The sequence below is a fragment of the Ralstonia pickettii genome (assembly GCF_001699815.1).
GTDB classification, from domain to species: domain Bacteria; phylum Pseudomonadota; class Gammaproteobacteria; order Burkholderiales; family Burkholderiaceae; genus Ralstonia; species Ralstonia thomasii.
Genome location: NZ_MCGB01000096.1, coordinates 22,895 through 47,729, shown reverse-complemented (window position 1 = coordinate 47,729; position 24,835 = coordinate 22,895). Strand labels below are relative to the sequence as shown.

The 24,835-nt window shown below is 63.7% G+C and carries 25 protein-coding genes; 19 read left to right on the top strand and 6 right to left on the bottom strand.

The window, feature by feature from the left end; translation table 11 throughout:
• Nucleotides 1-140 precede the first annotated feature (140 nt).
• Together BEK68_RS20370 and BEK68_RS20365 are read right to left on the bottom strand one after the other, a co-directional pair.
• A complete protein-coding gene (locus BEK68_RS20370; RefSeq protein ID WP_371316227.1) occupies nucleotides 141-380 on the bottom strand; it encodes a hypothetical protein in 240 nt (79 codons plus the stop codon).
• Nucleotides 381-456: 76 nt separating this feature from the next.
• Nucleotides 457-843 carry a winged helix-turn-helix transcriptional regulator gene (locus BEK68_RS20365; protein ID WP_024541851.1) on the bottom strand — a complete coding sequence of 129 codons (387 nt, stop codon included), beginning with the start codon at nucleotides 841-843 and terminating at the stop codon, nucleotides 457-459.
• A 150-nt stretch (nucleotides 844-993) separates the two neighbouring features.
• On the opposite strand from BEK68_RS20365, the gene BEK68_RS20360 reads away from it, so the two are divergent.
• On the top strand, nucleotides 994-2,001 hold the full coding sequence (locus BEK68_RS20360; RefSeq protein WP_024541852.1) for a zinc-dependent alcohol dehydrogenase family protein: 1,008 nt from the start codon (nucleotides 994-996) through the stop codon (nucleotides 1,999-2,001).
• 84 nt (nucleotides 2,002-2,085) lie between these two features.
• On the opposite strand, the gene BEK68_RS20355 is transcribed toward BEK68_RS20360, so the two are convergent.
• Complete coding sequence (locus BEK68_RS20355) at nucleotides 2,086-2,739, bottom strand: GntR family transcriptional regulator (protein WP_024541853.1); 654 nt, start codon at nucleotides 2,737-2,739, stop codon at nucleotides 2,086-2,088.
• Between the two features lie 546 nt (nucleotides 2,740-3,285).
• On the opposite strand from BEK68_RS20355, the gene BEK68_RS20350 reads away from it, so the two are divergent.
• The 7 genes from BEK68_RS20350 (at nucleotide 3,286) to BEK68_RS20320 (ending at nucleotide 10,285) form a co-directional block, all read left to right on the top strand.
• Nucleotides 3,286-4,260, top strand: a complete 975-nt coding sequence (locus BEK68_RS20350) for a MerR family transcriptional regulator (RefSeq protein WP_235202077.1) — start codon at nucleotides 3,286-3,288, stop codon at nucleotides 4,258-4,260.
• 100 nt (nucleotides 4,261-4,360) lie between these two features.
• Nucleotides 4,361-5,089: a GTP cyclohydrolase I gene (folE, locus tag BEK68_RS20345; protein ID WP_004634975.1), complete on the top strand. Its 729-nt coding sequence runs from the start codon at nucleotides 4,361-4,363 to the stop codon at nucleotides 5,087-5,089.
• A gap of 28 nt (nucleotides 5,090-5,117) precedes the next feature.
• Nucleotides 5,118-6,413, top strand: coding sequence for an NAD(P)/FAD-dependent oxidoreductase (locus BEK68_RS20340; RefSeq protein WP_024541854.1), 1,296 nt, complete (start codon nucleotides 5,118-5,120; stop codon nucleotides 6,411-6,413).
• Complete coding sequence (locus BEK68_RS20335) at nucleotides 6,410-7,177, top strand: DUF1365 domain-containing protein (protein ID WP_024541855.1); 768 nt, start codon at nucleotides 6,410-6,412, stop codon at nucleotides 7,175-7,177. Before BEK68_RS20340 ends, BEK68_RS20335 begins: the two co-directional genes overlap by 4 nt.
• Nucleotides 7,174-8,373 carry an SAM-dependent methyltransferase gene (locus BEK68_RS20330; protein WP_024541856.1) on the top strand — a complete coding sequence of 400 codons (1,200 nt, stop codon included), beginning with the start codon at nucleotides 7,174-7,176 and terminating at the stop codon, nucleotides 8,371-8,373. Before BEK68_RS20335 ends, BEK68_RS20330 begins: the two co-directional genes overlap by 4 nt.
• A 2-nt stretch (nucleotides 8,374-8,375) precedes the next feature.
• On the top strand, nucleotides 8,376-9,152 hold the full coding sequence (locus tag BEK68_RS20325; RefSeq protein WP_024541857.1) for a DUF1295 domain-containing protein: 777 nt from the start codon (nucleotides 8,376-8,378) through the stop codon (nucleotides 9,150-9,152).
• A 32-nt stretch (nucleotides 9,153-9,184) separates the two neighbouring features.
• Nucleotides 9,185-10,285: an SAM-dependent methyltransferase gene (locus BEK68_RS20320; protein ID WP_024541858.1), complete on the top strand. Its 1,101-nt coding sequence runs from the start codon at nucleotides 9,185-9,187 to the stop codon at nucleotides 10,283-10,285.
• 15 nt (nucleotides 10,286-10,300) lie between these two features.
• Here BEK68_RS20320 and BEK68_RS20315 read toward each other — a convergent pair whose 3' ends face one another.
• Nucleotides 10,301-10,831: a DUF2878 domain-containing protein gene (locus BEK68_RS20315; RefSeq protein ID WP_004634963.1), complete on the bottom strand. Its 531-nt coding sequence runs from the start codon at nucleotides 10,829-10,831 to the stop codon at nucleotides 10,301-10,303.
• Between BEK68_RS20315 and BEK68_RS20310 the strand changes: the two genes are divergently transcribed.
• The gene (locus BEK68_RS20310) at nucleotides 10,820-11,452 is read left to right on the top strand and encodes a lipocalin family protein (protein ID WP_024541859.1); all 633 of its coding nucleotides are present in this window, start codon (nucleotides 10,820-10,822) and stop codon (nucleotides 11,450-11,452) included. The two genes, BEK68_RS20315 and BEK68_RS20310, sit on opposite strands and share 12 nt — an antisense overlap.
• Nucleotides 11,453-11,463: 11 nt before the next feature.
• Here BEK68_RS20310 and BEK68_RS20305 read toward each other — a convergent pair whose 3' ends face one another.
• Complete coding sequence (locus BEK68_RS20305; protein WP_037021805.1) at nucleotides 11,464-11,943, bottom strand: chalcone isomerase family protein; 480 nt, start codon at nucleotides 11,941-11,943, stop codon at nucleotides 11,464-11,466.
• Between the two features lie 339 nt (nucleotides 11,944-12,282).
• On the opposite strand from BEK68_RS20305, the gene BEK68_RS20300 reads away from it, so the two are divergent.
• The 3 genes from BEK68_RS20300 (at nucleotide 12,283) to BEK68_RS20290 (ending at nucleotide 15,462) form a co-directional block, all read left to right on the top strand.
• Nucleotides 12,283-12,888 (top strand): lipocalin family protein, encoded by a 606-nt coding sequence (locus tag BEK68_RS20300; protein WP_024541861.1) that lies wholly within the window; start codon nucleotides 12,283-12,285, stop codon nucleotides 12,886-12,888.
• Nucleotides 12,889-12,965: 77 nt separating this feature from the next.
• Nucleotides 12,966-14,507, top strand: coding sequence for a cryptochrome/photolyase family protein (locus BEK68_RS20295; RefSeq protein ID WP_024541862.1), 1,542 nt, complete (start codon nucleotides 12,966-12,968; stop codon nucleotides 14,505-14,507).
• Between the two features lie 34 nt (nucleotides 14,508-14,541).
• Nucleotides 14,542-15,462 (top strand): TIGR01777 family oxidoreductase, encoded by a 921-nt coding sequence (locus tag BEK68_RS20290; protein ID WP_024541863.1) that lies wholly within the window; start codon nucleotides 14,542-14,544, stop codon nucleotides 15,460-15,462.
• Nucleotides 15,463-15,549: 87 nt separating this feature from the next.
• On the opposite strand, the gene BEK68_RS20285 is transcribed toward BEK68_RS20290, so the two are convergent.
• The gene (locus BEK68_RS20285) at nucleotides 15,550-16,209 is read right to left on the bottom strand and encodes a carbonic anhydrase (protein WP_004634952.1); all 660 of its coding nucleotides are present in this window, start codon (nucleotides 16,207-16,209) and stop codon (nucleotides 15,550-15,552) included.
• A gap of 440 nt (nucleotides 16,210-16,649) precedes the next feature.
• Here BEK68_RS20285 and BEK68_RS20280 point away from each other — a divergent pair, with 440 nt between their 5' ends.
• The 7 genes from BEK68_RS20280 to BEK68_RS20255 all read left to right on the top strand — a co-directional run bounded on the left by BEK68_RS20280 (nucleotide 16,650) and on the right by BEK68_RS20255 (nucleotide 24,830).
• Nucleotides 16,650-17,510 carry an alpha/beta hydrolase gene (locus tag BEK68_RS20280; RefSeq protein ID WP_024541865.1) on the top strand — a complete coding sequence of 287 codons (861 nt, stop codon included), beginning with the start codon at nucleotides 16,650-16,652 and terminating at the stop codon, nucleotides 17,508-17,510.
• A 184-nt stretch (nucleotides 17,511-17,694) separates the two neighbouring features.
• A complete protein-coding gene (locus tag BEK68_RS20275; protein WP_024541866.1) occupies nucleotides 17,695-19,245 on the top strand; it encodes a cryptochrome/deoxyribodipyrimidine photo-lyase family protein in 1,551 nt (516 codons plus the stop codon).
• An 8-nt stretch (nucleotides 19,246-19,253) separates the two neighbouring features.
• Nucleotides 19,254-19,418, top strand: coding sequence for a DUF2256 domain-containing protein (locus BEK68_RS25845; RefSeq protein ID WP_170816401.1), 165 nt, complete (start codon nucleotides 19,254-19,256; stop codon nucleotides 19,416-19,418).
• Complete coding sequence (locus BEK68_RS20270; RefSeq protein WP_024541867.1) at nucleotides 19,415-20,722, top strand: DASH family cryptochrome; 1,308 nt, start codon at nucleotides 19,415-19,417, stop codon at nucleotides 20,720-20,722. The genes BEK68_RS25845 and BEK68_RS20270 overlap by 4 nt, the downstream gene beginning before the upstream one ends.
• Nucleotides 20,723-20,868: 146 nt before the next feature.
• Nucleotides 20,869-22,248: a sensor domain-containing diguanylate cyclase gene (locus BEK68_RS20265; RefSeq protein ID WP_024974137.1), complete on the top strand. Its 1,380-nt coding sequence runs from the start codon at nucleotides 20,869-20,871 to the stop codon at nucleotides 22,246-22,248.
• Nucleotides 22,249-22,780: 532 nt separating this feature from the next.
• Complete coding sequence (locus BEK68_RS20260; protein WP_024541869.1) at nucleotides 22,781-23,677, top strand: LysR family transcriptional regulator; 897 nt, start codon at nucleotides 22,781-22,783, stop codon at nucleotides 23,675-23,677.
• A gap of 160 nt (nucleotides 23,678-23,837) precedes the next feature.
• Nucleotides 23,838-24,830, top strand: coding sequence for an AI-2E family transporter (locus BEK68_RS20255; RefSeq protein ID WP_024541870.1), 993 nt, complete (start codon nucleotides 23,838-23,840; stop codon nucleotides 24,828-24,830).
• The last annotated feature ends 5 nt before the right edge of the window (nucleotides 24,831-24,835 follow it).

Below are 24,835 nucleotides of genomic sequence, written 5' to 3'. Positions count from 1 at the left end.
CTCTGAGCTGTAAAGAGAATTGAATTCAGTCTTCGGCGTTGGCGCGGTGTTGCCAATCCGCAATCGCGCGATGTCATATCGAAAGACGAATTCCGGATGCTTTCGAGCGCGCAATTTGCTGGAGCGTTGCTTCCAAAGCATCACGATCGACGTGCAGGTCGAAGTGATGATCTGATGATCGACAGCGTCACCCGCGAGCAGTGCACCCGGCTGCGCGCTCGAGGAGCAGGGCGCTCGTATTCCACGCGAGCCGACTCCAAGCGGTTGAGGCGCGCAAGAAAATCGGCGCGCACGCTGGGCAACAAGTGGTAGCTGCGCAGTGCCGGTTCGGCCGGCAGCGTATCGACGATCTCCAGCCCCGCTTGCGGGCCATACGCCATGGCCACCGCCACGGCACGGTTCGGATCGACGACGGGCGAGGGCGTCGGGCTCCTTTTTGGAAGCCTTTGTGTGACTTCAAGTCGCCATTGCCTCGCCGCGCGCGCATTCCGGTGCTTCGGCCGGCTCGCGGGACATCTCGCTCGTGCGATACGACTCACCCCATTCGCGCAGGCTGATCAGCACCGGTGCGAGCGACTCGCCAAGCGGAGTGAGCGCATATTCGACCTTGGGCGGCACCTGAGGATACACGTGCCGCGCGATGACGCCGTCCGCCTCGAGTTCGCGCAATTGCAGCGTCAGCATGCGCTGCGTGGCATTCGGAATCAGGCGCGTCAGTTCCATGAAGCGCTTCTTTCCGGGCAACAGGTGGAACAGGATCACGGGCTTCCAGACGCCGCCGATCACGGAAAGCGTGACTTCGACGGCGCAACCGCTCTTGCCGTCCAGACGTTTCAGACGCATGGTTTTATACCTACAAAATTGATAGTGCCTGTAAAAATTGTACGTTTTTGCGAAACCGGAGGTACGCCGTGACAATGCCTGCAATGCGGTATCGCTGCAAGTTTTGCAGCGCTGCCCTTTCGCAACCTTCTCATTAAGGATGTCGTGCTCATGAAAGCCATTACCCTGCGCCAGCCTGCTGGCCTCGACAAACTTCATCTCGTCGACCTGCCCGACCCTGGCCAGCCGGGCGCCGGAGAAATCCGCGTGCGCGTGCATGCCAGCTCGCTGAACTTTCACGACCTGGGCGTTGTGACTGGCCGCATGCCGAGCGCCGACGGCCGTATCCCGATGTCCGACGGCGCCGGGGTGGTGGAGGCGATTGGCGAGGGCGTGGACGAGTTTTCCGTGGGGGATTCGGTTGTCTCGACGTTCTTCCCGACTTGGCTGGATGGCGGCCCGACACTCTCCGATTTTGCGACCGTACCCGGCGACGGCGTTGACGGCTATGCGCGCGAATACGTCGTTCGCCCGGCGCATTGGTTCACGCATGCGCCACGCGGCTACAGCCACGCCGAGGCGGCGACGCTGACAACGGCTGGGCTCACCGCATGGCGGGCGCTGGTGGTCGACGCGCGCCTGAAGGCGGGCGACACCGTGCTGGTGCTCGGGACGGGCGGCGTGTCGATCTTTGCGCTGCAGTTTGCCAAGAGCATGGGCGCAACCGTGATCGCAACCTCGTCCTCCGACGACAAACTCGCGCGGGCGCAAGCACTGGGCGCCGATTTCACGATCAACTACCGGCGTGATACCGACTGGGCGGCCAAGGTGCTCGAGTACACGAACGGCCGGGGCGTCGACAACGTGATCGAAGTGGGTGGGCCCGACACGCTGGGTCAATCCATCCAGGCATGCCGCACCGGCGGCCATATCGCCCTGATCGGTGTGCTCACCGGTATTGCCGGGCCGGTGCCGACCGTCGAACTGATGCGACGCCACCAGACCCTGCAGGGCTTGATCGTCGGCAGCCGGCGCCACCAGCGCGACATGGTCCGCGCGATCGATGCAACCGGCATCAAGCCGGTGATCGATCAGACGTTTGCGCTGGAGGACATTGCCGATGCGTTTGCGCATCAGGCGGCGGGCAAGCATTTCGGCAAGCTCTGCCTGTCGATTTGAGTTGCCTGGGCGGCGGGAAACACCATCGGGTGGGGCGCCGCCGCCCCGTATCTGCCGGCCGATGCACCGGCGTGGGCGCCGCGCTTAAACCGTGAAGTATTCGGGCCGCAGTCGGCGCGTGATTTCCAGCACCGGCAGTACGTGGTCCAGATGCTCGCGCATGGCGCGCACGGCCCGTTTCGGGTTGTTGGACGCGAGGGCGTCGATCACGGCGCGGTGCTCGGCCAGCACCTCGGTCATGCGGCCCTCCAGCGGGAGGGTCAGCAGCCGGTAGCGGTCGATCTGCGTTTTGACTTCCAGGATGATCTGCCAGACGCCGGGGTAGCCCGACAGCTCGGCCAGCGTGGCGTGAAACGCTTCGTCGGTGCGGAAGAAACCGCGCCGGTTGCTCTCCCGCACGCATTGCGCCTGCCGCTCTAGCACAACATTGAGTTTGTGGATGCCTTCGGGCGTCATGCGCTCTGCGGCCTTCTCGATGATGGCGACTTCCAGCGCGCCGCGCACGAGCATGGCTTCTTCCAGCGTATTGAGCGGGATGCGCGACACGAATGTCCCGACGCGCGCCTGCACGTCGATCAAGCCTTCTTCTGCCAACCGCTGGACGGCCTCGTGCACAGGCGTGCGGCTGGTACCGAATTCTTCTGCGAGATCCTTCTCGACGATGCGCGTTCCGGGCAGTAGTTCCATCTCGACAATCCGCTCGCGCAGGCTCAGATACACGCGTCGAGAGGCGGTCATGGTGGCCGCGCCCTCAGGGGGCGAGGGGAAAGGGCGCGAAGTCATACAGCTCGCAACGAGTTCGGATGGGAGTGGATGGAATTGCAACGGCGCGGCCTGAGATTGTCGATGCGGCCGCAGACCAAGGGCGGAGCGGTCACGATGATAGCGGCAAACTCAGCGCGCCTGAATTGCGATTCAATCCAGTCTGGACAGCTCGCAATTCAACAACGCCCACCGGACGGGATCTTCGTACTTCACCACCGATATGTCGTCGCCGCTGGCAGTGCAAAGGTTTGCTAGCGGTTACACCATCGAGGCGTTCCAGAAAATCGACTCCCCTGGGCCGCGGAGAACAACGCCTGGAGGGCGCTCCCGCCGTTGCAATGCGGGGAGCGCAGCCGGAACGCGTCGGTGTGCTGGGCCTGCAGTTCGCCCGGGTTTCAATATAGCGACTCAATTCCGACTCATGCGTAGTCAAAAAGCGCGTTTTGCGCTTCATTTCATTGACGATATCGGCGGCACAGCGTTTCATGGCAGCAAAGCAGCTCTTGCATGGAGACGCACGTGCCACACGAAGACAACGCGGCGCCGATGTACCGCAGCGGAACCGCCGCCCGCATGGCCAAGATGCCTGTATCCACCCTGCGTGTGTGGGAGCAGCGCTATGGCGTGATTTCGCCGGCCAAATCGGAGTCCGGCCAACGGTTGTATTCCAGCGATGATGTCCGGCGCCTCGCGCTGCTGCGTGCACTTGTCAATCAGGGGCACGCAATTGGTGCAATTGCGCATGCGGACAGCACCGAACTCCAGCAGTTGCTGGAAGCTTCCGTGGCCGTGGAGGCGCCCGCGCCGGCTCCATCCACCGCGGCCATTTCGATGGCCGTCTGCGGCGCGCTGCTGGCCGAGCGCGTCCGGCGCAGAAAGAGCACGCTTGCGTCGCTGGGTATCGAGCCCGTCATCGAGTTGCCCGCGCTTGACGGCGAGGCACTCCTCGACCCACCGCCGCGCAGCGACGCGTTGGTCGTGGAAGCTGCCTCCCTGCATCCGGAAACGGCGGAAGCCGTGTTGGCTGCGGCACGCCGTTGCGGCGCCAGTGCCGTGGGCGTGATCTACAGCTTTGGCACGGTGCGTGCCACCGACATGCTGCGCGCGGCCGGCGTGCGGCTGTATCGAGAGCCCAACGCGCAGGGCGAACTCGACCAGGTTCTGCAGGAGTTGGCGCAGCTTGTGCGCGTCGATGCCGTGTACGGAAAGCTCGAGCCGTTGCGGCGCAATGCGCGCAGGTTCACGGACCGTCAGCTGGAGATCTTCGCCAACGCATCGCAGACGCTTGCCTGCGAATGCCCACGGCATCTTGTCGGGCTGATCCGTCAGCTCGATGCATTCGAGCGGTTCAGCGATGGCTGTGCGGTGCGGTCGTCGCTCGATGAACAACTTCACCGCTATCTCGGCGATGTCGCCAACCGCGCGCGGTTGATGCTCGAAGACGCGATGGAATTCGCCATTCGGGCCGAGACGCTGCATCCACCTGCGGGTTAGCTGCGTATAGGTGGGTATGCGTCCCACCCGCCTCGCGCGGCAGCTTGCCTGAGGCGGCATGGGCGGTGAAAGCACCGCCGACTTTTCGGAGGCAACTTCAATGAAACTGACTTTGGATCCGCCCGGGTTTGCCGGTGCGGTTGGCAGCGTGCCGCTTTCTGTCCGGATTCGGGAGCGGCTGATGAGCGCCGGCCACCGCTTTCACGCCAACGACAACATCGCCGCCTACCTGCGCGACGGCGAACTGGATCTGCTCCAGGCAGAGGTTGAGGAGCGCCTGCAGGCGGTGCTGCGCGCGCTCGTCATCGACGTGGAGCAAGACCACAACAGCCAGGAAACGGCGCGCCGCGTGGCCAAGATGTTCGTACGCGAGGTGTTTGCCGGGCGCTACGTCGAAGCCCCCGAAGTGACGGCGTTTCCGAACGCGGAGCGGCTCAACGAGCTGATGGTGGTCGGGCCGTTGCGGGTGCGCAGCGCCTGCTCGCACCACCTGTGTCCGGTGATGGGACGTGCGTGGGTCGGTGTCATGCCGCGCCAGGACTCGCAGCTCATCGGGCTGTCCAAGTACGCCCGGCTGATCGACTGGGTCATGAGCCGTCCGCAGATCCAGGAAGAAGCCATCAAGCAGATTGCCGATTTGCTGGAAGACCGGATGGAGCCCGACGGCCTGGCTGTCGTGCTGGAGGCGGAACACTACTGCATGCACTGGCGCGGCACGAAAGACGACGAGTCGCGCATGGTGAGCAGCGTGATGCGCGGCGTGTTTCTGACCGACGCTAGCCTGCGGCGCGAATTTCTTGCGCTGCTGCCCGGCCGCAACGGCGGATGAGCGCCCAGCCACCCCAAGAGGCATTGCCTTGAACATTCTTCAGTTTCCTGCAAAGCGTATCGCCGTGGTCGGCTCCGGTATCTCGGGGCTGGCGGCGGCGCATTTTCTTGCGAAGCGGCACGCCGTGACGCTGTTCGAGGCCGCCCCACGGCTTGGCGGACATACCAATACAGTCGACATCGAAGAGGGCGGACAGGTCTTCGGCGTCGATACCGGCTTTCTCGTGTTCAATTCGCGCACGTATCCGAACCTGATCGCGCTGTTTGACGAGCTTGGCGTGGCGCATTGCGAGAGCGACATGTCGTTCAGCGTATCGGTCGACGGCGGAACGCTGGAGTGGGCCGGCACCAGCCTCGGCACGGTCTTTGCTCAGCCGCGCAATCTGGTGTCGGCGCGGTTCCTGTCCATGCTGCGCGACATCCTGCGCTTCAACCGCCAGGCGCACGCCAACCTGGCGGTGGCCAGAAACGAGCGCCACAGCCTCGGTGCGCTGCTGGCTGCCGGCCGCTATGGCGAGCCGTTCTGCGCGCACTATCTGCTGCCGATGGCGGCCGCAATCTGGTCGACGCCGAGCCGCGAGATCCTGGCATTTCCAGCCGAAACGTTCCTTCGATTCTGTCTAAACCACGGCTTGCTGCAGGTCTTCAACCGGCCGCGTTGGCGTACCGTCAAAGGCGGCGCGCGCAGCTATGTGCAGGCGATTGCCAGCCGGCTGGCCGATGTGCGTGTCGGCACGCCGGTGCGAGGCATCCGCCGGGCAGAGACCCATGTCGATGTGCGCATGGATTCGGGAAGCGAGCGATACGACGCTGTGGTGCTCGCCACACACGCTCCGCAGACGCTGCAGCTGCTCGACGATGCCACCGACGACGAGCGCGCCGTGCTGGGCGCTTTCCGGTACCAGCCCAACACCGCATTCCTGCATCGGGATACCCGCCTGTTGCCGCGCCGACGGCGCGTGTGGTCGGCGTGGAACTATCTGGATGCGCCCCACGCCGGCGCCTCGGGGGGCGCACCGTGCGTCAGCTATCTGCTGAACCAGCTGCAACCATTGCCGGTGTCGACGCCCGTAGTGGTCACACTCAATCCATCCGCGCCGCCCGCGCCCGAGCTTGAGTATCGGCGCTTCGAATACGAGCATCCGGTGTTCGACCAACCGGCCATCGACGCGCAGGCCCGCCTGCCGGCATTGCAGGGCCGCAGTCGCACCTGGTTTGCAGGCGCCTGGACCGGCTACGGATTCCACGAAGATGGGCTGAAGTCCGCCCTGCGCGTCGTGGCGGATTTCGGCTGCGCTCCAGCCTGGGCGCAGGTGGCGCCATGAACGGCGACGCGCAGCTTCTTGTCGGCCAGGTCATGCACCGCCGCCTGCGGCCGGTGGCCAATCGCTTTGTCTATCCGGTGTTTGCCGTGCGCGTGAAGCTTTCCGCGCTGGGGCGCCTGACCGGGACGTGGTTTGGCGTCAACTGCCTACGGCCGCTGTCTTTGCGCACGCGAGACTACGGCCCGCGAGACGGCACGGACCTGCTCACCTGGATACGTGGCGTGCTGAGCAGCACAGGTTTGCCTGCCGATGGCGAGGTCTGGCTGCAGACGTTTCCGCGTATTGCCGGCTGGATGTTCAACCCCGTCTCGTTCTGGTATTGCCACGACGCGGCCGGCACGCTGCGCGCCGTATTGGCCGAGGTCAACAACACCTTTGGGCAGCACCATCAATACCTGCTGTGCGCGCAGGGCGGTGGGGCCATCGACGCGCACACCGTGCTGACGTGCCGCAAGCAGCTGCATGTATCGCCCTTCTGCAGGGTCGAGGGCGGCTATCGGTTCCGCTTTGCCGAGGGCGCTGCAACGGCGCTGGTGCGCATCGATTATCACGACCGAGACGGCGCCTTGCTGCATACCGCCATCGGCGGCCGGTTGCAGCCTTTCGATGCCGCTCACCTGCGGCGCGCGCTGCTGCGCCAGCCCTTGCTTGCACTGCAGGTCATCGGCCGCATCCATTGGCAAGCCCTGCGCTTGTGGTTCAAGGGCGTGCCGTTCTTTGGCCGCGCCCCGCACGACAGATCTTCTCCGGAGAACTCCCGATGACAGTCTCGCGCTCCCTTGCCTGGGTGCCGCCCCATGTTCCTGCTGCCGGCCGGCTGTTTCTGGCGCTGGCCGGTCGGCTGCGGCACGGCTCCCTTCACCTTGTCACGCCTGATGGCGATGTGCAGATCGGCGATGCCGCTTCGCCGCTCGCGGCGGATCTGCGCATCACCGACTGGCGCGCCTGCGGGCGCATCCTGCGCAGCGGCGACGTGGGCTTTGCCGAGGCGTATCGCGACGGATGGATCGACTCCGGCAACCTCACCAACCTGCTGCGGCTGGCCATCGTCAACGCGGCCACGCTGGACCAGGCGATCTTCGGGAATGCGCTGGCGCGCTCCGTCCTGCGCCTGCGCCACCTGCTGCGCCGGAACAGCCGCCGCGGCAGCCGTCGCAATATCCATTTGCATTACGACCTGGGTAACGATTTTTATCGCCTCTGGCTGGACGAAGGCATGGCGTATTCGTCTGCCTGGTTCAACGGCAATCTGCGGCATGGGCTTGCTGAGGCGCAAGCCGCCAAGTTCCGGCGCGTGTGCGACCTGCTGAGGGTGGAGCCCGGCATGGACGTGCTGGAAATCGGCTGCGGATGGGGCGGTCTAATGGAGATGGCCTGTGCGCGCGGTGCGCATGTGCACGGCATCACGCTCTCGGAAGAACAGCGCCGCTACACGGCCGAGCGCCTGGCCGGCGAGCCCCGGGCCCGGGTTGAGCTGCGTGACTATCGGGATCTGGATGGGGCGTACGACGCCATCGCGTCCATCGAGATGTTCGAGGCAGTGGGCGAGGCTTACTGGCCAAGCTACTTCCGGACGCTGGTGCGCTGCCTGCGGCATGGGGGGCGCGCGCTGGTGCAGAGCATCACCATCGACGAAGCGCATTTCGAGCGCTATCGCGCCGGCACCGATTTCATCCAGCAGTTCATTTTCCCGGGCGGCATGTTGCCCAGCCGTGAGCGCTTCATCAAGCTGGCGGAGCAGCACGGCTTGCGTGTGGTGGACCGCCTCGACTTCGGCCGCGATTACGCAGAGACACTGCGCCGCTGGAGCCAGCGTTTCGAAGCCCGGCTCGATGCCGTGCGCGCACTCGGATTCGATGATGCCTTCATCCGCATCTGGCGCCTGTACTTCGCCTACTGCGAGGCCGGGTTTGACGAGGGCCGGATCGGTGTGTCGCAGTTTCTGTTGCAGCGGGGATGACCATGCCTGCGATTGGGGTCGCGCTCGTCTCGCTGGTATTCCTGGTGGCGGTGTTCAGTGCCGTGTGGGCGTGGCAGTTGCGCACCGAGAATGCCGGCATGGTCGATCCGGTCTGGGCATTCTCCCTGGGCGCGGTGGCATTGCTGTACGCCGGGTTGGGCACGGGTTCGTTGCCGGCACGCTTGCTGGTCGGTGCGGGTGGCGCGGTGTGGGGCGCGCGCCTGGGCTGGCACTTGTGGCAGCGCAATGCCGGCAAGCCGGAAGACGCGCGCTACCGCAAGTTGCGCCAGGAGTGGGGCGCAGCCGCACCCCGAAACATGTTCGGCTTCTTCCAGGTGCAGGCGGCGGTATCGATGTTTCTGTCGATCGCGTTTGCCGTGCCGAGCTACCGCCCCGATTCACCAGGCGCGGTTGCCATGGCGATTGCGATTGCGCTGTGGCTGATTGCCGTGGCCGGCGAGGCACTGGCGGACCGGCAACTGCGCAGCTTTGCGGCGGACCCGGCCAACCGCGGCAAGACCTGCCGGGCGGGGCTGTGGCGCTATTCGCGGCATCCCAATTATTTCTTTGAATGCGTGCACTGGCTGGCCTACGTGCCCCTGGCGCTCGGCACGCCGTGGGCATGGCTGACGCTGTTGCCGCCGGTGGCCATGGCGTGGCTGCTCATCAAGGTTTCGGGCGTTCCCATGCTTGAAGCCCACATGCGCGCAACGCGAGACGACTACGCCGAATACGCCCGCACAACGAGCGTGCTGATCCCATGGCCGCCGCGCCACTGACGTACACACGTACAGATTCCAAGGAGCTTTTCATGACTGCACTGTCCACGCCGACCCTACCGCCGCAGGCTGCGGCCGACGCCAGTGACGGCTGGCTCATCCAGTGCTGCGAGCGCGGATGGCTGCCGGATGGGCTCGTTCGTGCGGGCATGCGCGCCCTCATGCGCCAACGCCTGCGAGACGAGGGTCTGAACGACGGCGAACTGCGTTCGCGGCGCTTCAATGCGTTGCTGGACGAGCTGCATGGCAGCCCCATTGCCATTGAGACAGACGCGGCCAATACGCAGCACTACGAATTGCCGCCTGCGTTCTTCGAGGCGCATCTGGGGCCGCAGCTGAAATACTCCTGCGCCCTGTACCCGAACGGCAACGAAACGCTGGCCGAAGCCGAAGAGGCGATGTTTGCGTGCTACGCCGAGCGTGCCAGCCTGGCCGACGGTCAGTGCATTCTGGACCTGGGCTGCGGTTGGGGTTCGCTGTCGCTATGGATGGCCAAGCGCTATCCCAACGCGCGCATTGTGGCGTTGTCGAATTCGCGGGGCCAGCGCAGCTGGATCGAGGCCCGGGCAGCCGAGCGCGGCCTGACGAACCTGACCGTGCACACGGGAAACATCGTCGATTTCGACTTTGCAGAGATGCCCAAGGGCGGTCTCTTCGACCGGGTCGTGTCGATCGAGATGTTCGAGCACATGAAGAACTACGGCCTGTTGCTGGGCAAGATCGCGCGGTGGATGCGACCGGATGCGGTGCTGTTCGTGCACATCTTTGCGCATCGCACGCTGGCGTATCACTTCCAGGTGCAGGACGGCACCGACTGGATGTCGAAGTATTTCTTCACTGGCGGCACGATGCCATCGGAGGCGTTGCTGCTGGAGTTCCAGGACGACCTGCGCATGGCGCGGCACTGGTGGGTCAGCGGCATGCACTACGCGCGCACCGCCAACCATTGGCTAGCCAACCTCGACGCGGCCCGTGATCGTTTGATGCCGGTGTTCGTCCAGACCTATGGCAAGCCCCAGGCGGCCGTGTGGTTTCAGCGGTGGCGCATGTTCTACCTGGCGGTGTCGACGTTGTTCGGCTATGCAGACGGCAACGAATGGGGCGTGGCGCATTACCGATTCGTCAAGCGTTAGGGAGCGGAGCGGCAGTCAGGGCGGGATGCCGGTTCCGTCGCTGTGCTCGCCCATCCGGACCAGTAGCGGCATCCATATCGCCCAACCGATTGCCAGGGTGCCCAGCGTGGCAGCCATCGCCGAAATATGTGCCGCCCCAAGCGCTGCACCCGCACGAAACGAGAGCGGGCCGGCAACGGCCCCCAGCGCCAACGCCAGCCACCATCTGCCGCGCAGCCAACGAAAGAGGACATTCACTTGGATTGCAAAGAGCACCCACAGCGCCAGCAGCCAGGGCGGTGCGAATCCGGCCCACAACGTGCCGTGCGGATAGGCGATGAGCCCGGCGCGTATCAGGAGGGTTTCCCACGGCGCCGCCAGCACCACGACCCACACCACCAGCCGCAATTCCCGCTGCGGCTGGCGGGCTTGCTGCAAGTGAAGCGCGAGCAGTACGGCGACGAAGACGATGCCGATCCACGCGGCGTCGCGCGCGGCACTCAGCACGCAGACAAACCAGCCGGCCTGTCCGGCCACCGCATAGAGGAGAGCACGATGAGAACGCATCAAAGAGGCCTTCGTGGGGTCATCCTGTCAGGTTGGGCACGTTACCTGGCAGTGGTCGCGCTGGCGCTTGCCAGCGCTGCCTGCTCCAGCCCTCCGCCAAATCCGAACCTGCGGGCGGCCGTGCCGCTGCAGACGGTTTCGGTCGACCTGCCGCGCTACATGGGGCGCTGGTATGTCATCGCCAACATTCCGTACTTTGGAGAGCGAGGCAACGTCGGCAGCTATGCCGAATGGTCGCTGCGGCCCGATGGCCGTATCGACGATGCGTACGTCTATCGGCCCGGCAGTTTCGACGCCCCACTCAAACGCATGCAGTTCGTCGATTCGGTGGTGGACGGCAGTGGCGGCGGCGAATGGCGCGTGCGGTTGTTCTGGCCCATCTACGTGTCGCAGCTGACGCTCTATGTCGACCCAGAATACCGCGTGACCCTGCTCGGCTATCCGGACAAAAGCCTCGGCTGGGTGTTTTCGCGCGAGCCCAACATGAGTGATGCGGACTATCGCGCGGCATTGGGCCGTTTCGAAGCGATGGGTTATGACATTTCGCGCTTCCGGCGTGTACCGCAGTTCCCAAGCCAAATCGGGCAACCGGGCTTCCAGTCGCCGGGAGATCCCAACTAGCTGCCTGCGCATCAACGTGACTTGCCCAGAAGGTGACGACGCAGGGACGGAGCGCGCGTGCCGGGTGCCAGCCAGATATCGAAAAAGGCGCGCGCGAAGACGGGATCGCTCACCTCGGTCGTCAGTTGTCCATTTGCGTAGAAGCGTGCTCCGCGGCCGGGCAGGTACACGCCGCACAAAGTGTCGCCGGGTTTGACATCGGGGAAGGCGGGCGTCATTGCGCGCTGCCATTGCACGAGGGTGTCGTCGGACGGGACGGGGGTCTGGAGCCGCCGGATTTCGTCGATGGCGGTGTCGATGAGGCGGCTTCGCTCGATCGCTCGCCGGTACGTCACCTCCAGTGCAAAGGGCGCGTCATAGCTGGGCGGGAGTTCAGCGCTCCACAACTGCGCATCGTATAGACAGAACCCCAGCAGGCACAGCGCTCCCTTGCCTGACAGCTGCGGCGCGGGCACGGTGTCGCGGCAGTCCGCCCAGGCGCCGACGCTCATGATGGAGGACAGAACAAGGACCAGGGCTCGGGCGGCGTGAACGCGTTTGGCAGGCATATTGCGAGGGCGTGCGTGTGGTCAAGCGTTGAACAAACTGCTTGACAAGTCTACTGACAGAGCCTCTGACGCGGAAACGCTGATACGAAATTTTCTCGATGCAAATCGTGCTCACGGCTCACACCGGTCGATAGCAGGATTGATCTGGTGTAGACGAATTTGCCAACGCAAAGCCTGTTCATTGGCGGGAATGCGCCGGTAGTTCTGTTGCAATCCGTTGACGCGCTGCGTCGTGCAGCGTTTCATGTCGGCATGGGCGGCATTCAGGTTGGGAGAAATTGAATGGCAGATGCGTTGACATACACGTTTCAACTCGCGAAGCATGGGTTGCGTGCAGTGCGTGCGTGCCTGCAATGGCTGGTGCCGCTACTCGCGGGCGCGACGCTTCTGGCAGGCTGTGTGCCGACGAGCCCGCCCGAAGGCATCACTGCTGTTACGCCGTTTGATCTTCAACGGTATCAGGGGCGCTGGTACGAGCAGGCACGGCTCGATCACTCGTTCGAGCGCGGCTTGACCGACGTGTCGGCCACGTACCAGCTCCAACCTGACGGCAGTGTGCGTGTGGTCAATCGTGGCTTCGATCCTGCGAAGAGCGAGTGGCGCGAGGCGGTCGGCAAAGCGCTGTTCGTTGGCAGCCACGATACCGGCTCGTTGAAGGTGTCCTTCTTCGGTCCGTTCTACGGCGGCTATCACGTGGCGGCGCTCGATCCGGGCTATCGCTGGGCGCTGGTTGTCGGGCCGGACCGCAGCTACTGCTGGGTGTTGACGCGGGACAAGCAACTCGAACCCGCGCAGCGCGAGGCGATCCTCGCGCGTGCACGTGCGCTGGGCATTGATACAAACGCGCTCATCTCGGTATCCCATGGGCGGCAGGATCCGTCTCAGTAGCGGCGAGGGCGTATGCACACGACCGAAAGCGAGCACGCGGCGCAAAGCCGTGGCGCCATGTGCCACCGAACAATGACATGAACCAGAGCGCCAAGATTCTTCGGCTGGTGCTGGGCGATCAGCTCAACCCGCAGCATTCATGGTTTGCGGACGCGGACGCGGACGTGGTCTACGTGCTGATGGAGGTGCGGCAAGAAACCGATTACGTGCTGCACCACGCGCAAAAGATCCTCGCCATCTTTGCAGCCATGCGCGACTTTGCACGCGGTCTTCGGGCGGCGGGTCACCGCGTGCGGTATGTGGCGATCGACGATGAAAGCAACCGCCAGTCCGTGACCGAGAATCTCGCGGCGCTCGCCAGGCACTACGGCGCCGAGCGGGTCGAATGGCAATCTCCGGACGAGTGGCGCCTGGATGAACAGTTGCGTCGTTGGGGCGAAGCGCAGTCGCTGTCGACGAGCGAAGTCGATACCGAACACTTCCTGACGGGCAGGCATGAGCTGGCTGCCATGTTTGAAGGCCGCAAGCAGTGGCTGATGGAGCGGTTTTATCGCGAGATGCGACGTCGTTTTGGCGTGCTGCTCGACGGCACGGGGGCGCCGGAAAGTGGGCAGTGGAATTTCGATCATGACAACCGCAAGCCTTGGCGCGGCTCGCCCCCCGAGCCTGCCGACGCGCGTCCTGTGCATGACCACCGGGCGTTGTGGGAAACCGTTGAGCGCAGCGGTGTGAAGTCGTTCGGCAACCCGCAGGCCGGGGCATTCCGGTGGCCTCTGAACCGCACCGAGGCGCTGGCCTGCCTGGACGCATTTGTCGAGCAGGTGCTGCCGCACTTTGGCGATTTTGAAGACGCCATGAGCAGCAGCCACCAGCGGTTGTTCCACTCGTTGCTGTCCTTTTCCCTCAACGTGAAGATGCTGAATCCGCGCGAGGTGATCGATCGCGCCGAGGCAGCGTATCGGCATGGCAGGGCGCCATTGCCTGCCGTGGAGGGGTTTATCCGCCAGATTCTGGGCTGGCGCGAATATGTACGCGGCATCTACTGGGCGCAGATGCCCGGATACGCTTCGTGCAACGTGCTGAATCACAATGCGCCGCTGCCATCCTGGTTCTGGAGCGGAAAGACGCAGATGCGCTGCCTGCAACTCGCCATCGGCCAATCGTTGCAAACGGCCCATGCCCATCACATTCAACGCCTCATGGTGATCGGCAACTTCGCCTTGCTGGCGGGAATCGCACCCGACGAGGTGCACCGCTGGTACCTCGGCGTGTACATCGACGCATTCGAATGGGTGGAGCTGCCGAATACGGTGGGCATGAGCCAATGGGCAGACGGCGGCCGCATTGCCACCAAGCCGTATGTCAGCAGTGCCGCTTATCTTTCCCGCATGAGCGATTACTGCAAGGGCTGCCACTACGACAGCAAGCAGCGTGTCGGTGAGCGCGCATGCCCATACAACGCGTTGTACTGGGATTTCTTTGCGCGCCACAGTGAAGTGTTCGGCCGTAACCCGCGGCTGTCGATGGTGTATCGACAACTCGCCAAGATGGAACCCGAAGAGCGCGACGCCCTGCGCAAGCGCGCCGAAGAAGTGCGCGCAAGTCTCGAGGCGTTATGACTGCGTTGAACCGCAATAAGGAGGTCGTTCCATCGTGCGCATCCTGCTGACTGGAGGCACCGGATTGATCGGGCGGGCACTGTGCCGCCACTGGCAGGCGCAGGGGCACGATCTGGTTGTCTGGAGCCGTACGCCTGAACGCGTCGCGCGGCTGTGTGCCGGTGCGCGCGGCATTGCAACGCTGCGAGAGCTGGACGGTGCTGCGCCATTGGATGCGGTCATCAATCTGGCGGGCGCGCCGATTGCCGATCGCCCGTGGAGTGCGCCGCGACGAAGAATTCTGTGGCGCAGCCGGGTCGATCTGACCCGTGAACTCGTGGACTGGCTCGGCCGTTGCAAGCAGCCCCCTCGCGTGCTTGTTTCCGGATCTGCCACCGGCTGGTATGGCGATCGGGGGCAGGAGCCCCTGGATGAAGACAGCCGCGCTGGCAAGGACGACTTTGGCAGTCAACTCTGCGTCGCGTGGGAGGAGGAAGCGCGCCGTGCCGAGGCGCTCGGCATGCGTGTCGTGTTACTGCGCACCGCGCCCGTGTTTGCAAGCGACGGCGGCATGTTGCCCAGGCTGCGTCTGCCATTCAGCATGGGGCTTGGCGGTCGGCTCGGCAATGGGCGTCAATGGATGCCGTGGATTCATCTTGACGACGTGGTCGGTCTGATCGATTTCCTTTTGCACCACGCCGATTGCTGGGGCGCCTTCAATGCGTGCGCACCGGACCTCGTCAGAAACGCAGACTTTGCCAGCACGCTGGCGGCGACCCTGCGCAGGCCGATGTTCCTGTCGGTTCCTGCCTGGGTATTGCGAATGGCGCTGGGCGAAATGTCAGTGTTGCTGCTGGGCAGTCAGCGTCTGCAACCGCGGCGGGCCTTGGAGGCCGGCTATCGCTTCCGCTTTCCGAACCTGGAGGAGGCGCTGGCGGGTCTGCTGGTGCAGGATAAGCATCCCGTTACCCGGTAACCCGCAGATTGATATTGAGCGGCGGGGGGAACTACACCCGCCGCGTGGCCGGGAGCGACCGGTGCCCGAAGGCCCCGGCAGTGCTCGTCAGCCTTGCCGCTGGCTGCGTGACGTGACCGCCACCGTGGTGGGGGATTCCGCAAGCGGCACAAAGCGGCGCGTCGATCCATCCAGCGCGTCGATGCTGCCTCTCTCGATGTCATACACCCAGCCATGCAGGTTCATGCGGCCTTGCTCGAGGGCGAGCGCAACCGACGGGTGCGTGCGCAGGTTGGCAAGCTGTGCGATCACGTTTTCACGAACGAGGCCGTCCAGCTTGGCTCGGGGCGAGTCGAACGTATGCGCTGCGTTGATGACCTTGGCGGCGTCTGAGTGGCGCAGCCAGTTGGCCACGGCCGGCAGGTGGTCAAGACAGGTGCAGCGCGAGATGGCGCCCATCGCACCGCAGTCGGAGTGGCCGCAGATCACGATGTCCTGCACGCCCAGCACCGCAACGGCATATTCGACTGTGGCCGAAACGCCGCCCGGCTCCGGGCCATACGATGGCACGATGTTGCCCGCGTTGCGGATGACAAACAGCTCACCGGGTTCGCGTTGTGTCAGCAGTTCTGGAACGACGCGGCTGTCCGAGCAGGTCACGAACAGCGCCTTGGGGTTCTGTGATGTCGCAAGTTGTTTGAAAAGCTCTACCCGTTGCGGATAGATGTCGCGCTGAAAGCGCAGGAAACCGTCAATGATGTCGCGCATGGCGTTTTTCCCGTTCAATGGTTGGATGCCGGCGCGGTCATCGGGACCAACGCACCGGCACAGCCGCTATTGTCGTCGATATCGAGCGGAAGAAAAACGGGTCCATACGGATTGCAGGGCCATGAAGGTGATACGCCGATGGAGGCGGCGAGGTCGATGTATGACGTGTTCTTCTTACCTGGTCGTGCGATACGCCGGCACGGGCCGTCTCGGTCAGGGCGGTCTACCGTGTGGCACCGCCACATGCCGATGGATCATGCCGTTGGCCGATCCATTCAGGACAGCGCATCCAACCCCCGAAAACGCGCGTATACGGTCGAACGTCTTGCCTTGACCTGAAACTGTATGCGCTTCCACTTGATCCGTATCCCATCGAGCATGGGCGGCACTGACCGCCATCTGCGCGTTCGCCCGGCTTTGGTGCCGCATGGAGGATGCCGATGCGTGGCGTGACCCGTCGAGCATGGATGGGAACCGCGTTGGCGAGCCTGGCAGGGTGTTCGGCCCTGGATGTTCTCAACGCTGTGTCTACGTCCGACGCAAGTGTGCCGGCGCTTGGCCTGCCCTACGGCGCACATCCGCGGCAAAGGCTGGACGTCTACCGGCCGGTTCGCCCGATGGAAGGGCCGCCCCGGGCGGTTGTTTTCTTCTACGGCGGATCGTGGCGAGAGGGCGACCGCAAGGATTACGCGTTCGTTGGCGAAGCGTTGGCCGCGGCTGGGTCGATCGCAATGGTTGCTGACTACAGGCTGTATCCCGAGGTGCGCTACCCGGACTTCCTGCTTGACTGTGCCGCCGCCACGGCCTTTGCCCGACGGTGGCTGGATCGGCAGGGCTATGCCGACGCGCGCTTGTTCGTTGCCGGGCACAGCGCAGGCGCCTACAACGCCGCGATGCTGGCAACCGACAGCCGCTGGTTGGCGATGCAGGGTTTGCGCATTGAAACGCTGTCGGGCTGGATCGGCATGGCCGGTCCTTACAACTTCCTGCCGATTCAAGCGGCCGACGTGCGGCCCGTGTTCAACCATCCGAATGAAACAGCGGATAGCCAGCCGTTGTTCCACGTGCGCCAGGATTGGTTGCCCCCGGCGTTGCTGCTCACCGGCGAGCACGATGCATATGTGGATGTCCGGCGAAATACGCTTTCACTCGCCGAACGCCTGACCGAGTATCGGCACCCCGTGGAACTCAAGGTCTACCCGCGCCTGGACCATAAAACACTCGTGGCCGCACTGGCCTCGCCGCTGCAGTTTCTCGGGCCTGTGCTTTCAGATGTGGCGCGCTTTGTGGCCAACGCCTGAGCGTAATTTGGAGCTTCGCCTCGCCAGATCACGAAACGTTTTTCAACGACGTGGCGGGGCGATTTGAATTGGTAATGCGTTGGAAATTCGTGCTCGGCCAGCGCGGTGGGTCGTTCATTGCGGGACCCGGCGTCCTTATACTCAGGCGACGCGATCAAGCCGCGCTGCAAGCCGCTGAAGATCAATGAGCTACACCATCGTCTGGTTCAAGCGCGACCTGCGGGTGCACGACCACGCCCCGCTGGTCCACGCCGCGCGCCGGGGAAAAGTCTTGTGTTTGTACGTCATCGAGCCAAGCCTGTGGGCGCAGCCGGACGCCGCATCCCAGCACTATCTCTTTATCCAGGAATGCCTGCACGATCTTGCGCAGCAACTGCGTGCATGCGGCGCACGGTTGCAAGTCGCCGTGGGCGAAGTGACGGAGGTATTCGGGCGGCTGCATGCGGCCGCGGCCTTCAGTCACCTGGTGTCTCACGAGGAAACCGGCAACGGTCATACGTTCGCGCGCGACAAGGCCGTCGCACGCTGGTGCCTAGATCACGGCGTAACCTGGCGCGAGTGGCCCCAGCACGGCGTGGTGCGGCGCTTGCCGATGCGAGACGTCTGGCACGACCGCTGGGCGGAACATATGTACGCGCCCTGCGTGCCTGCGCCCGGGGTGGGCGCCCTTAGCGATGTCATGCTGCCATGGCCGGCGATGGACTGGCCTGGGTGCGAGGCCCTCGGCTTGGATACACATGCCCCACCTCGCCGCCAGCGCGGTGGACGCGCGCGCGGCAGCGAAGTGCTGCGCGATTTCCTGTTCGAGCGAAGCCGGAACTATCGGGGCGGCATCTCTTCGCCTTTGACGGCGCCGAGCGCCTGCTCACGTCTGTCTCCTTACCTGGCATACGGATGCCTCGGCATGCGCGAAGTGGTACAGGCCACCGAGCAACGCGTGCTCCAGCTCAGGGCCAGCACAGACGAGGATGCGGTGTGGCAGCGTAAGGGGCTGGCTGCGTTTGTCAGCCGCCTGCATTGGCATTGCCACTTCATCCAGAAGCTGGAATCCGAACCCGCCATCGAGTTCCGCAATCTGCACCGCGGCTACGACGGCCTGCGCGAAGACGCATGGAACGCAACCCACTTTGCCGCCCTGGTCGCCGGGCGCACCGGCTGGCCGATGGTGGACGCCTGTGTTGCCATGCTGAGAGAGACCGGATGGATCAACTTTCGCATGCGGGCCATGCTTGTCTCCGTGGCTTCCTACCCGCTATGGCTGCATTGGCGGCCGGTGGGCGTTTGGCTGGCCCGGCAGTTCATCGATTACGAGCCGGGAATTCACTGGAGCCAGATGCAGATGCAAGCCGGCACCACCGGCATTAACACCACGCGCGTCTACAACCCGATCAAGCAGGCGCAGGACCAGGACCCGCATGGCCGGTTTGTCAGGCGCTGGCTGCCGGCCCTGCGCCGCGTGCCCGATGCTTGGCTCTTGCAGCCTTGGCGCATGCCGCCCGATGTGCAGGCGCGCTGCGGTGTGCGGGTGGGCGAAGACATCCCCGTTCCGCTGGTCGACCTTGTGGCAGCAACGCGGCAGGCCAAGATGCGCGTCCATGCGTTGCGTGCGCGGCCGGAAGTTCACGTCGCCAACGAGGCCATCGTAAAGAGGCACGCTTCGCGCTTGCGCCGTGACCGTGTCAGCAACCCACGTGAGAATGCGTCCGCGCATTCGCAACTCAGTCTCGACTTTTGAATGCGCCGATGCACAAGAAGCTGAACCTGCCGGACAAGCGCTGCATGCACTGCGGCTTGTCATTCACCTGGCGCAAAAAGTGGGCGCGGGACTGGGATGCGGTGAAGTACTGCTCGGAACGTTGTCGCAGACAAGGCAAGCAGGGCAGGGCACAGCATGGAGAGGCGCGTTGAGCACCGTGTTGTTCTGGTTCCGCAGCGATCTGCGACTGCACGACCAGCCGGCACTGCGTGCCGCGTGCGAGAGCGGGGCCACGCACCTCGTCCCGGTCTACTGCCATGCCGACTACGAAGCGCAAACGCTGTGGGGCTTCGCACGTGTGGGTGTTCACCGCCGGGCCGTACTTGCGGCGGCGCTCCGCGATCTGAGCCGCCAGTTGGTCGATCTTGGCAACCGGTTGGTCGAGTGCTACGGGCCGCCTGGGAAGGTTCTGCCCGCATTGGCGCATGCCGTGGGCGCCAGCGCTGTGTTTTGCGAAGACATCGCCGCGCCGTACGAGCAGGCAGACGTGGCCGAAGTGCGAAGCGCGGGTTTGCACGTGCAGACCGTCTGGCAGAGTAGCCTGATCGATCCGCTTGCGCTGCCGTGGCCGGTTCAATCGCTGCCGGCTGTTTTCACAACATTCAGGCAAGCGCTCGAACAAGCGCGGATTGCACCTTCGACGCCTCTGCCACCGCCAACCCACCTTCCGCCATGGCCCTCAGGCGTCATCATTCCACCCGGGCTGCTGCGCGCGCCGGCCCACGTTGCAAACGAAACGCTGTCGGCGGATTCGCGCACGTCGTTTCCGTACGGCACGCCGGAGTTTGATGGAGGGGAGACGGCGGGGCTTCGGCACCTGGCCAGATACCTGCAGCGCAAGTTGCCTCACACGTACAAGCGCACGCGCAACGCCTTGGCTGGTCTGGACTTCTCGAGCAAATGGTCGCCGTGGCTGGCCACCGGTGCGTTGTCGCCCCGACGTGTGATGGCAGAGCTGCAGCAGTTCGAGCAGTCGCATGGGCAGAGCGACGGGAGCTACTGGCTATGGTTCGAGCTGCTGTGGCGAGACTATTTCCGCTTTCTGCATCTCAAGCATGGGTCTCGGCTGTACCGCGCGCGCGGTCTCGCTGATGTGCGGCAGCACGCCGAGCGCCGAGATGCGCAGGGCTTCGAGCGCTGGCGTCATGCATCGACCGGCGAGCCGCTAGTCGATGCCGCGATGCGCGAGCTGGATACCACCGGCTACCTCAGCAACAGGCTCAGACAGGTGGTCGCCAGCTACCTCGTGCATGAGCTGGGAGGCGACTGGCGTGCCGGTGCCGCGTGGTTCGAATCCCAACTCGTCGACTACGACGTGTACAGCAATCAGGGCAATTGGCTGTATATCGCGGGGCGCGGCACAGACCCACGTGGTGGCAGGCGGTTCAACGTCCGCAAGCAGGCCTCCGAATACGACCCCGATGGGTCTTATCTCCATCTATGGGCGGCGCGATAGTGCGCGGCGTCCAACGCCCCGGAACGCAAGCGCCGGCCGGGAACGACGGGTCCGGACATGAGCTGGAGATCACCCAGGCAGCGCACGGGCTAAAGACTGCGCATGTCGCGTCGATTATTCACATCGACACCCCGAGTTAGCACGACATGACTGAAGCAGTACAACTGGAAAGTGGTCGGCCTTCGCGAACCGAGATTCTCACAGCCGCGCTGATCATCGCCATGATTGTTGCCGTGGCTGTAATCGTCTTCAGTAATGCGCGAGGCGCGTTGCCGGAGGTCAGGCCGTTTCTTCCCATGTTCCTGACGGTGGTCGTCCTCAGTGAAGGGCTGACCGGCTACTTGCTGTTTCAGCGTGCCCGCCTTGCCCAGACGCCTTTTTATGGGGCGCTCGCCGGGGCCTACTTTTTTGCGGCATTTCTGGCGGCTGCACAATTGCCCACGTTCCCGGGCATATTCAGTGCCGACGGTCTGCTCGGAGCCGGCCCTCAATCCGCGGTGTGGCTATGGACCTTCTGGCATTCCGGATATCCCCTGTTGCTGCTGCTCGCGGCGCTGAGCCGGTATTGCCATGAACGCGGACGCTCGAGCCCTCTGCTCACGCTGGCGTTGCGAACATTGCCGTGGGTGGGACCGATTTCAGCAGCGGCCGTGGTGCCGATTTGTATCTGGGGCACCGACTATTTACCGCCGCTCATCCAGGGCGGGACATACGTCAACCTCGTTCGCATCCTGGGTGTTCCCGTGATCGGATCGAACATCATTGCGCTTGCAGGCTATTTGGCGCTGACCAGACTCCGGCGCTCGGTGGATGTCTGGGTCACTGTGGCGCTTGCTGTCGGCTTGGCCGACTCGTTGTTGACCCTGCATGGTGGCGCTCGTTATACGCTGGGATGGTACGCGGCACGGCTGCTCAGTGTGGTGTCCTCGGCGGTTGTACTGTCGATGCTGATTGCGGATTTCACACGGCTATATCGGGCGCTGATGGCTGCGAATCACAGGCTTGAGCGGCAGTCGTTGCTGGACGGTCTGACGCAGGTCGGCAATCGTCAAGCATTCGACAGATGCTGGGCGGCCGAATCGAAACGCGCGCGGCGTACGGGGCAACCGCTGTCGGTGCTCATGATCGACATCGACCATTTCAAGCAGATCAACGACACATACGGGCATGGCAGGGGCGACGCATGTCTTGTCGAGGTTGCCAACATCCTCTCGCGCGTTGCGGGAAAGCGCCCGACCGACTTGGTGGCGCGCTATGGCGGCGAAGAGTTTGTCGTTTTGTTGGCAGACACTGAGCGTTCACGCGCCAAGGTCATCGCCGAGCAGGTGCGTCGCGCGGTCGAACAGGCCGCCCTGCCTGCGCCCTCCGTTCGCGGTGTCGTGACCGTCAGCATTGGCGTGGCTGCCTACGCCCCGTCCGCAGATCACGCGCCGGTCGCAGACGCGACATCTGAAGCACTGATGCAAGCCGATATGGCCCTCTACGACGCAAAACGCGCGGGCAGGAATGCGGTGATGGTGCGCTAGCGCGGTCTCGCGGCAGGGCCACCCATTCGGGACTTTCCCCACAACATGCTTGGCGCGCCCTGACGCGAATCGGTCCTGCGTGGAATGCGATGCATAACCGACGTCTCGGCTCGCGGCATCAGCGATTGCACGGCGCGTGATCCGTAAAAATAAAGTCTGTCGGGAAGGGGCGTTCTAACTCATTGGTTTATGAAGAATCGGGGTGCCTAAGACGAGGGCGGCAAGTCTGTCGAGGCCAGGCGGGGCAAGCCTTTATCAGCCCGCATAGGCCCCTCGTCGCAGTCGGCGAGCGGAGAGCGGCCTTCATCTCATCCACCTTCTGGCCATACACTCCTCGGGAAGCAGTCACCTCTTTTTTGGCTTCGTATGTCATAATTGACATTAGTATCAGATATGACTAAATTACGCATGCTCGCGATGGAACCGGGGTCGAGAACGCCGGCTGCTATGGAGTTGAGCGCGTTCAATAGCGCATGGGTTTTAGCTGCCGCGTCAACGTGCGCCGTATCTGCGAGCCTTGTTCGAGGTGCATATGGATCATTTCGAGAGCTTGCGGCTCTTTCGTACGATCGTTGAGGTCAGAAACTTCAGACGGGCGGGGCAGATGCTTGGGGTATCGCCGGCCGTCGTTTCAAGAGCGATCACTTCCCTGGAACAGCGGCTTGGGGCGCGCCTGTTCCACCGCTCGACAAAGCAGTTCTCGCTGACGGACGCAGCGCACAGGTTTTATGACGGATGCTGCCGTGTGCTCGACGATCTGGACTGCCTTGAATCTGATGCCCGCAGCCAAGGCCATTTACCTGTTGGCGTACTGCGGCTGGTCGCCCATACGTCGGCAACGTCTGCGTGGCTGGCCCCACTGGTCTCGTCCTTCAAGCGGATGCATCCAAACCTCATGGTGGATGTGACGTTGGCGGAGGGCGTTGTCGACCTTGCGACCGAGGGCTATGACATCGGCTTGGTATTGCCCTTCATGCTGGCAACCGATTTGGCCGTGACTCGCATGCTGCAGCGCTTGCCTTTGGCAATCGTCGCTGCACCCAACTACTTGGAATCGCATGTGCGCCCGTCTCACCCGGTCGATCTGTCTGATCACGTCTTCGTCACCGTACCGCCTTCCGTGCATAAGCCCATCGTGACGTTCCGCGCGGACGGCGCGCCGCTCGTGGTTCCACTACGGTACGAAATCACCTCGAACAACGCGGCATTCAACCGTGAAGTCGTACTCGCCGGACTCGGCATGGGGCTGTTGCCATTGGCGCTGCTTGAAGACGATCTGCGAGAAGGGCGCCTCGTCCGATTGCTTGGCGATCATGAAATCCTGGATACCGCAGCGGAGGTGCGCCTCGCTTACATGAGCCGAACGATGGTTCCCGCCAGAGTCAGGGCATTTATTGACCACGCTGTCGCGTACTTTGAGGAGAAATGAGTTGCGGGTTCCGTCTTCTCGGGTGAGCGCCGCTTCCCATTGCGAACGGTGCAACGTCCATCCCCAGGGTAGCGCGCGTCTATCGAGAACACTGGTGTCCGCTCTGATACGCCGCCAGGCCTGGCTGTGGGGCCTTGTCGCGCTTGCAATCGGTGTCCTCATGTGGGCACTGCGGCCGGTGTTGACCCCGTTCCTGCTGGGCGCGCTGATCGCCTACATGTTGCAGCCGGGGGTGGAGTGGCTGGCGCGTCGGGGATTGCCCCGCTGGATCGCCGCGTTGGCGATGATCCTGTGCTTTGCCGCGATGGCGGCGCTGCTCGTTACGCTGATGTTCGCCGTCGTCCAGACCGAAGGTCCGCAACTCCAGGCGAAAATTCCTGCGCTGCTTGCCACGCTGAATGCCTGGTTGCAGCCGAAGCTGGCCGTTTTTGGGCTTGGCGTCGACCTGGATCTGCCACATTTGCGCGATCTGCTGACCAGACCGCGCTATGGTGGTGAAGGCAACTCCGCCATTGCCATCTGGCAATACCTGCGCACAAGCGGCAACGCGATGTTGACCGTCGTGGGCAACGTGGTGCTGGTTCCGCTGGTGCTGTTCTATCTGCTTTACGACCGCCACCAGATGTTTCGGCGTATGGAAAGCCTTGTCCCCCGTCGGTGGCTTGCCAAGACGCAGGCGTTCGTCATCGACATTGATCGGATGCTGTCGCAATACCTGCGCGGGCAGCTTTTGGTGATGGTCGTGTTGGCCGCGTTTTACCCCATCGCCTTGACGCTGGCCGGCTTCGAGATTGCCTTGCCGCTGGGGTTGTTTACTGGCTTGGCGGTGTTCATTCCCTATGTCGGATTTGCCGCGGGCCTTGCGCTTGCCGTGTTGGCCGCCGTGCTTCAGTTTGGCGATCTTTACGGCATCGGCGCCGTTGCTGTGGTGTATGGCCTGGGCCAGATCCTAGAAAACGTCTTCCTCACGCCGCGCTTGATTGGCGAGCGCATTGGCTTGCACCCGTTGGCCGTGATCTTTGCGTTGCTGGCGTTCGGTCACCTGTTCGGATTCTTTGGCGTGCTGCTGGCTTTGCCTGCCAGCGCCGTTCTTGCAGCCGCGCTACGGGAACTGCGCCACCGCTATCTGGCGAGCGAGCTCTATCACGCCTGATCGAT

Bases quoted from the DNA above. Each gene is read 5' to 3' on its own strand.
- BEK68_RS20265 (WP_024974137.1), top strand. From the start codon at position 20,869: ATGACTGAAGCAGTACAACTGGAAAGTGGTCGGCCTTCGCGAACCGAG.
- BEK68_RS20320 (WP_024541858.1), top strand. From the start codon at position 9,185: ATGACTGCACTGTCCACGCCGACCCTACCGCCGCAGGCTGCGGCCGAC.
- BEK68_RS20330 (WP_024541856.1), top strand. From the start codon at position 7,174: ATGACAGTCTCGCGCTCCCTTGCCTGGGTGCCGCCCCATGTTCCTGCT.
- BEK68_RS20305 (WP_037021805.1), bottom strand. From the start codon at position 11,943: ATGAGCGTCGGCGCCTGGGCGGACTGCCGCGACACCGTGCCCGCGCCG.
- BEK68_RS25845 (WP_170816401.1), top strand. From the start codon at position 19,254: ATGCACAAGAAGCTGAACCTGCCGGACAAGCGCTGCATGCACTGCGGC.
- BEK68_RS20295 (WP_024541862.1), top strand. From the start codon at position 12,966: ATGAACCAGAGCGCCAAGATTCTTCGGCTGGTGCTGGGCGATCAGCTC.
- BEK68_RS20260 (WP_024541869.1), top strand. From the start codon at position 22,781: ATGGATCATTTCGAGAGCTTGCGGCTCTTTCGTACGATCGTTGAGGTC.
- BEK68_RS20355 (WP_024541853.1), bottom strand. From the start codon at position 2,739: ATGACCGCCTCTCGACGCGTGTATCTGAGCCTGCGCGAGCGGATTGTC.
- BEK68_RS20300 (WP_024541861.1), top strand. From the start codon at position 12,283: ATGGCAGATGCGTTGACATACACGTTTCAACTCGCGAAGCATGGGTTG.
- BEK68_RS20365 (WP_024541851.1), bottom strand. From the start codon at position 843: ATGCGTCTGAAACGTCTGGACGGCAAGAGCGGTTGCGCCGTCGAAGTC.
- folE (WP_004634975.1), top strand. From the start codon at position 4,361: ATGAAACTGACTTTGGATCCGCCCGGGTTTGCCGGTGCGGTTGGCAGC.
- BEK68_RS20335 (WP_024541855.1), top strand. From the start codon at position 6,410: ATGAACGGCGACGCGCAGCTTCTTGTCGGCCAGGTCATGCACCGCCGC.
- BEK68_RS20275 (WP_024541866.1), top strand. From the start codon at position 17,695: ATGAGCTACACCATCGTCTGGTTCAAGCGCGACCTGCGGGTGCACGAC.
- BEK68_RS20370 (WP_371316227.1), bottom strand. From the start codon at position 380: ATGGCGTATGGCCCGCAAGCGGGGCTGGAGATCGTCGATACGCTGCCG.
- BEK68_RS20325 (WP_024541857.1), top strand. From the start codon at position 8,376: ATGCCTGCGATTGGGGTCGCGCTCGTCTCGCTGGTATTCCTGGTGGCG.
- BEK68_RS20255 (WP_024541870.1), top strand. From the start codon at position 23,838: ATGTGGGCACTGCGGCCGGTGTTGACCCCGTTCCTGCTGGGCGCGCTG.
- BEK68_RS20285 (WP_004634952.1), bottom strand. From the start codon at position 16,209: ATGCGCGACATCATTGACGGTTTCCTGCGCTTTCAGCGCGACATCTAT.
- BEK68_RS20310 (WP_024541859.1), top strand. From the start codon at position 10,820: ATGAGAACGCATCAAAGAGGCCTTCGTGGGGTCATCCTGTCAGGTTGG.
- BEK68_RS20280 (WP_024541865.1), top strand. From the start codon at position 16,650: ATGCGTGGCGTGACCCGTCGAGCATGGATGGGAACCGCGTTGGCGAGC.
- BEK68_RS20315 (WP_004634963.1), bottom strand. From the start codon at position 10,831: ATGCGTTCTCATCGTGCTCTCCTCTATGCGGTGGCCGGACAGGCCGGC.
- BEK68_RS20360 (WP_024541852.1), top strand. From the start codon at position 994: ATGAAAGCCATTACCCTGCGCCAGCCTGCTGGCCTCGACAAACTTCAT.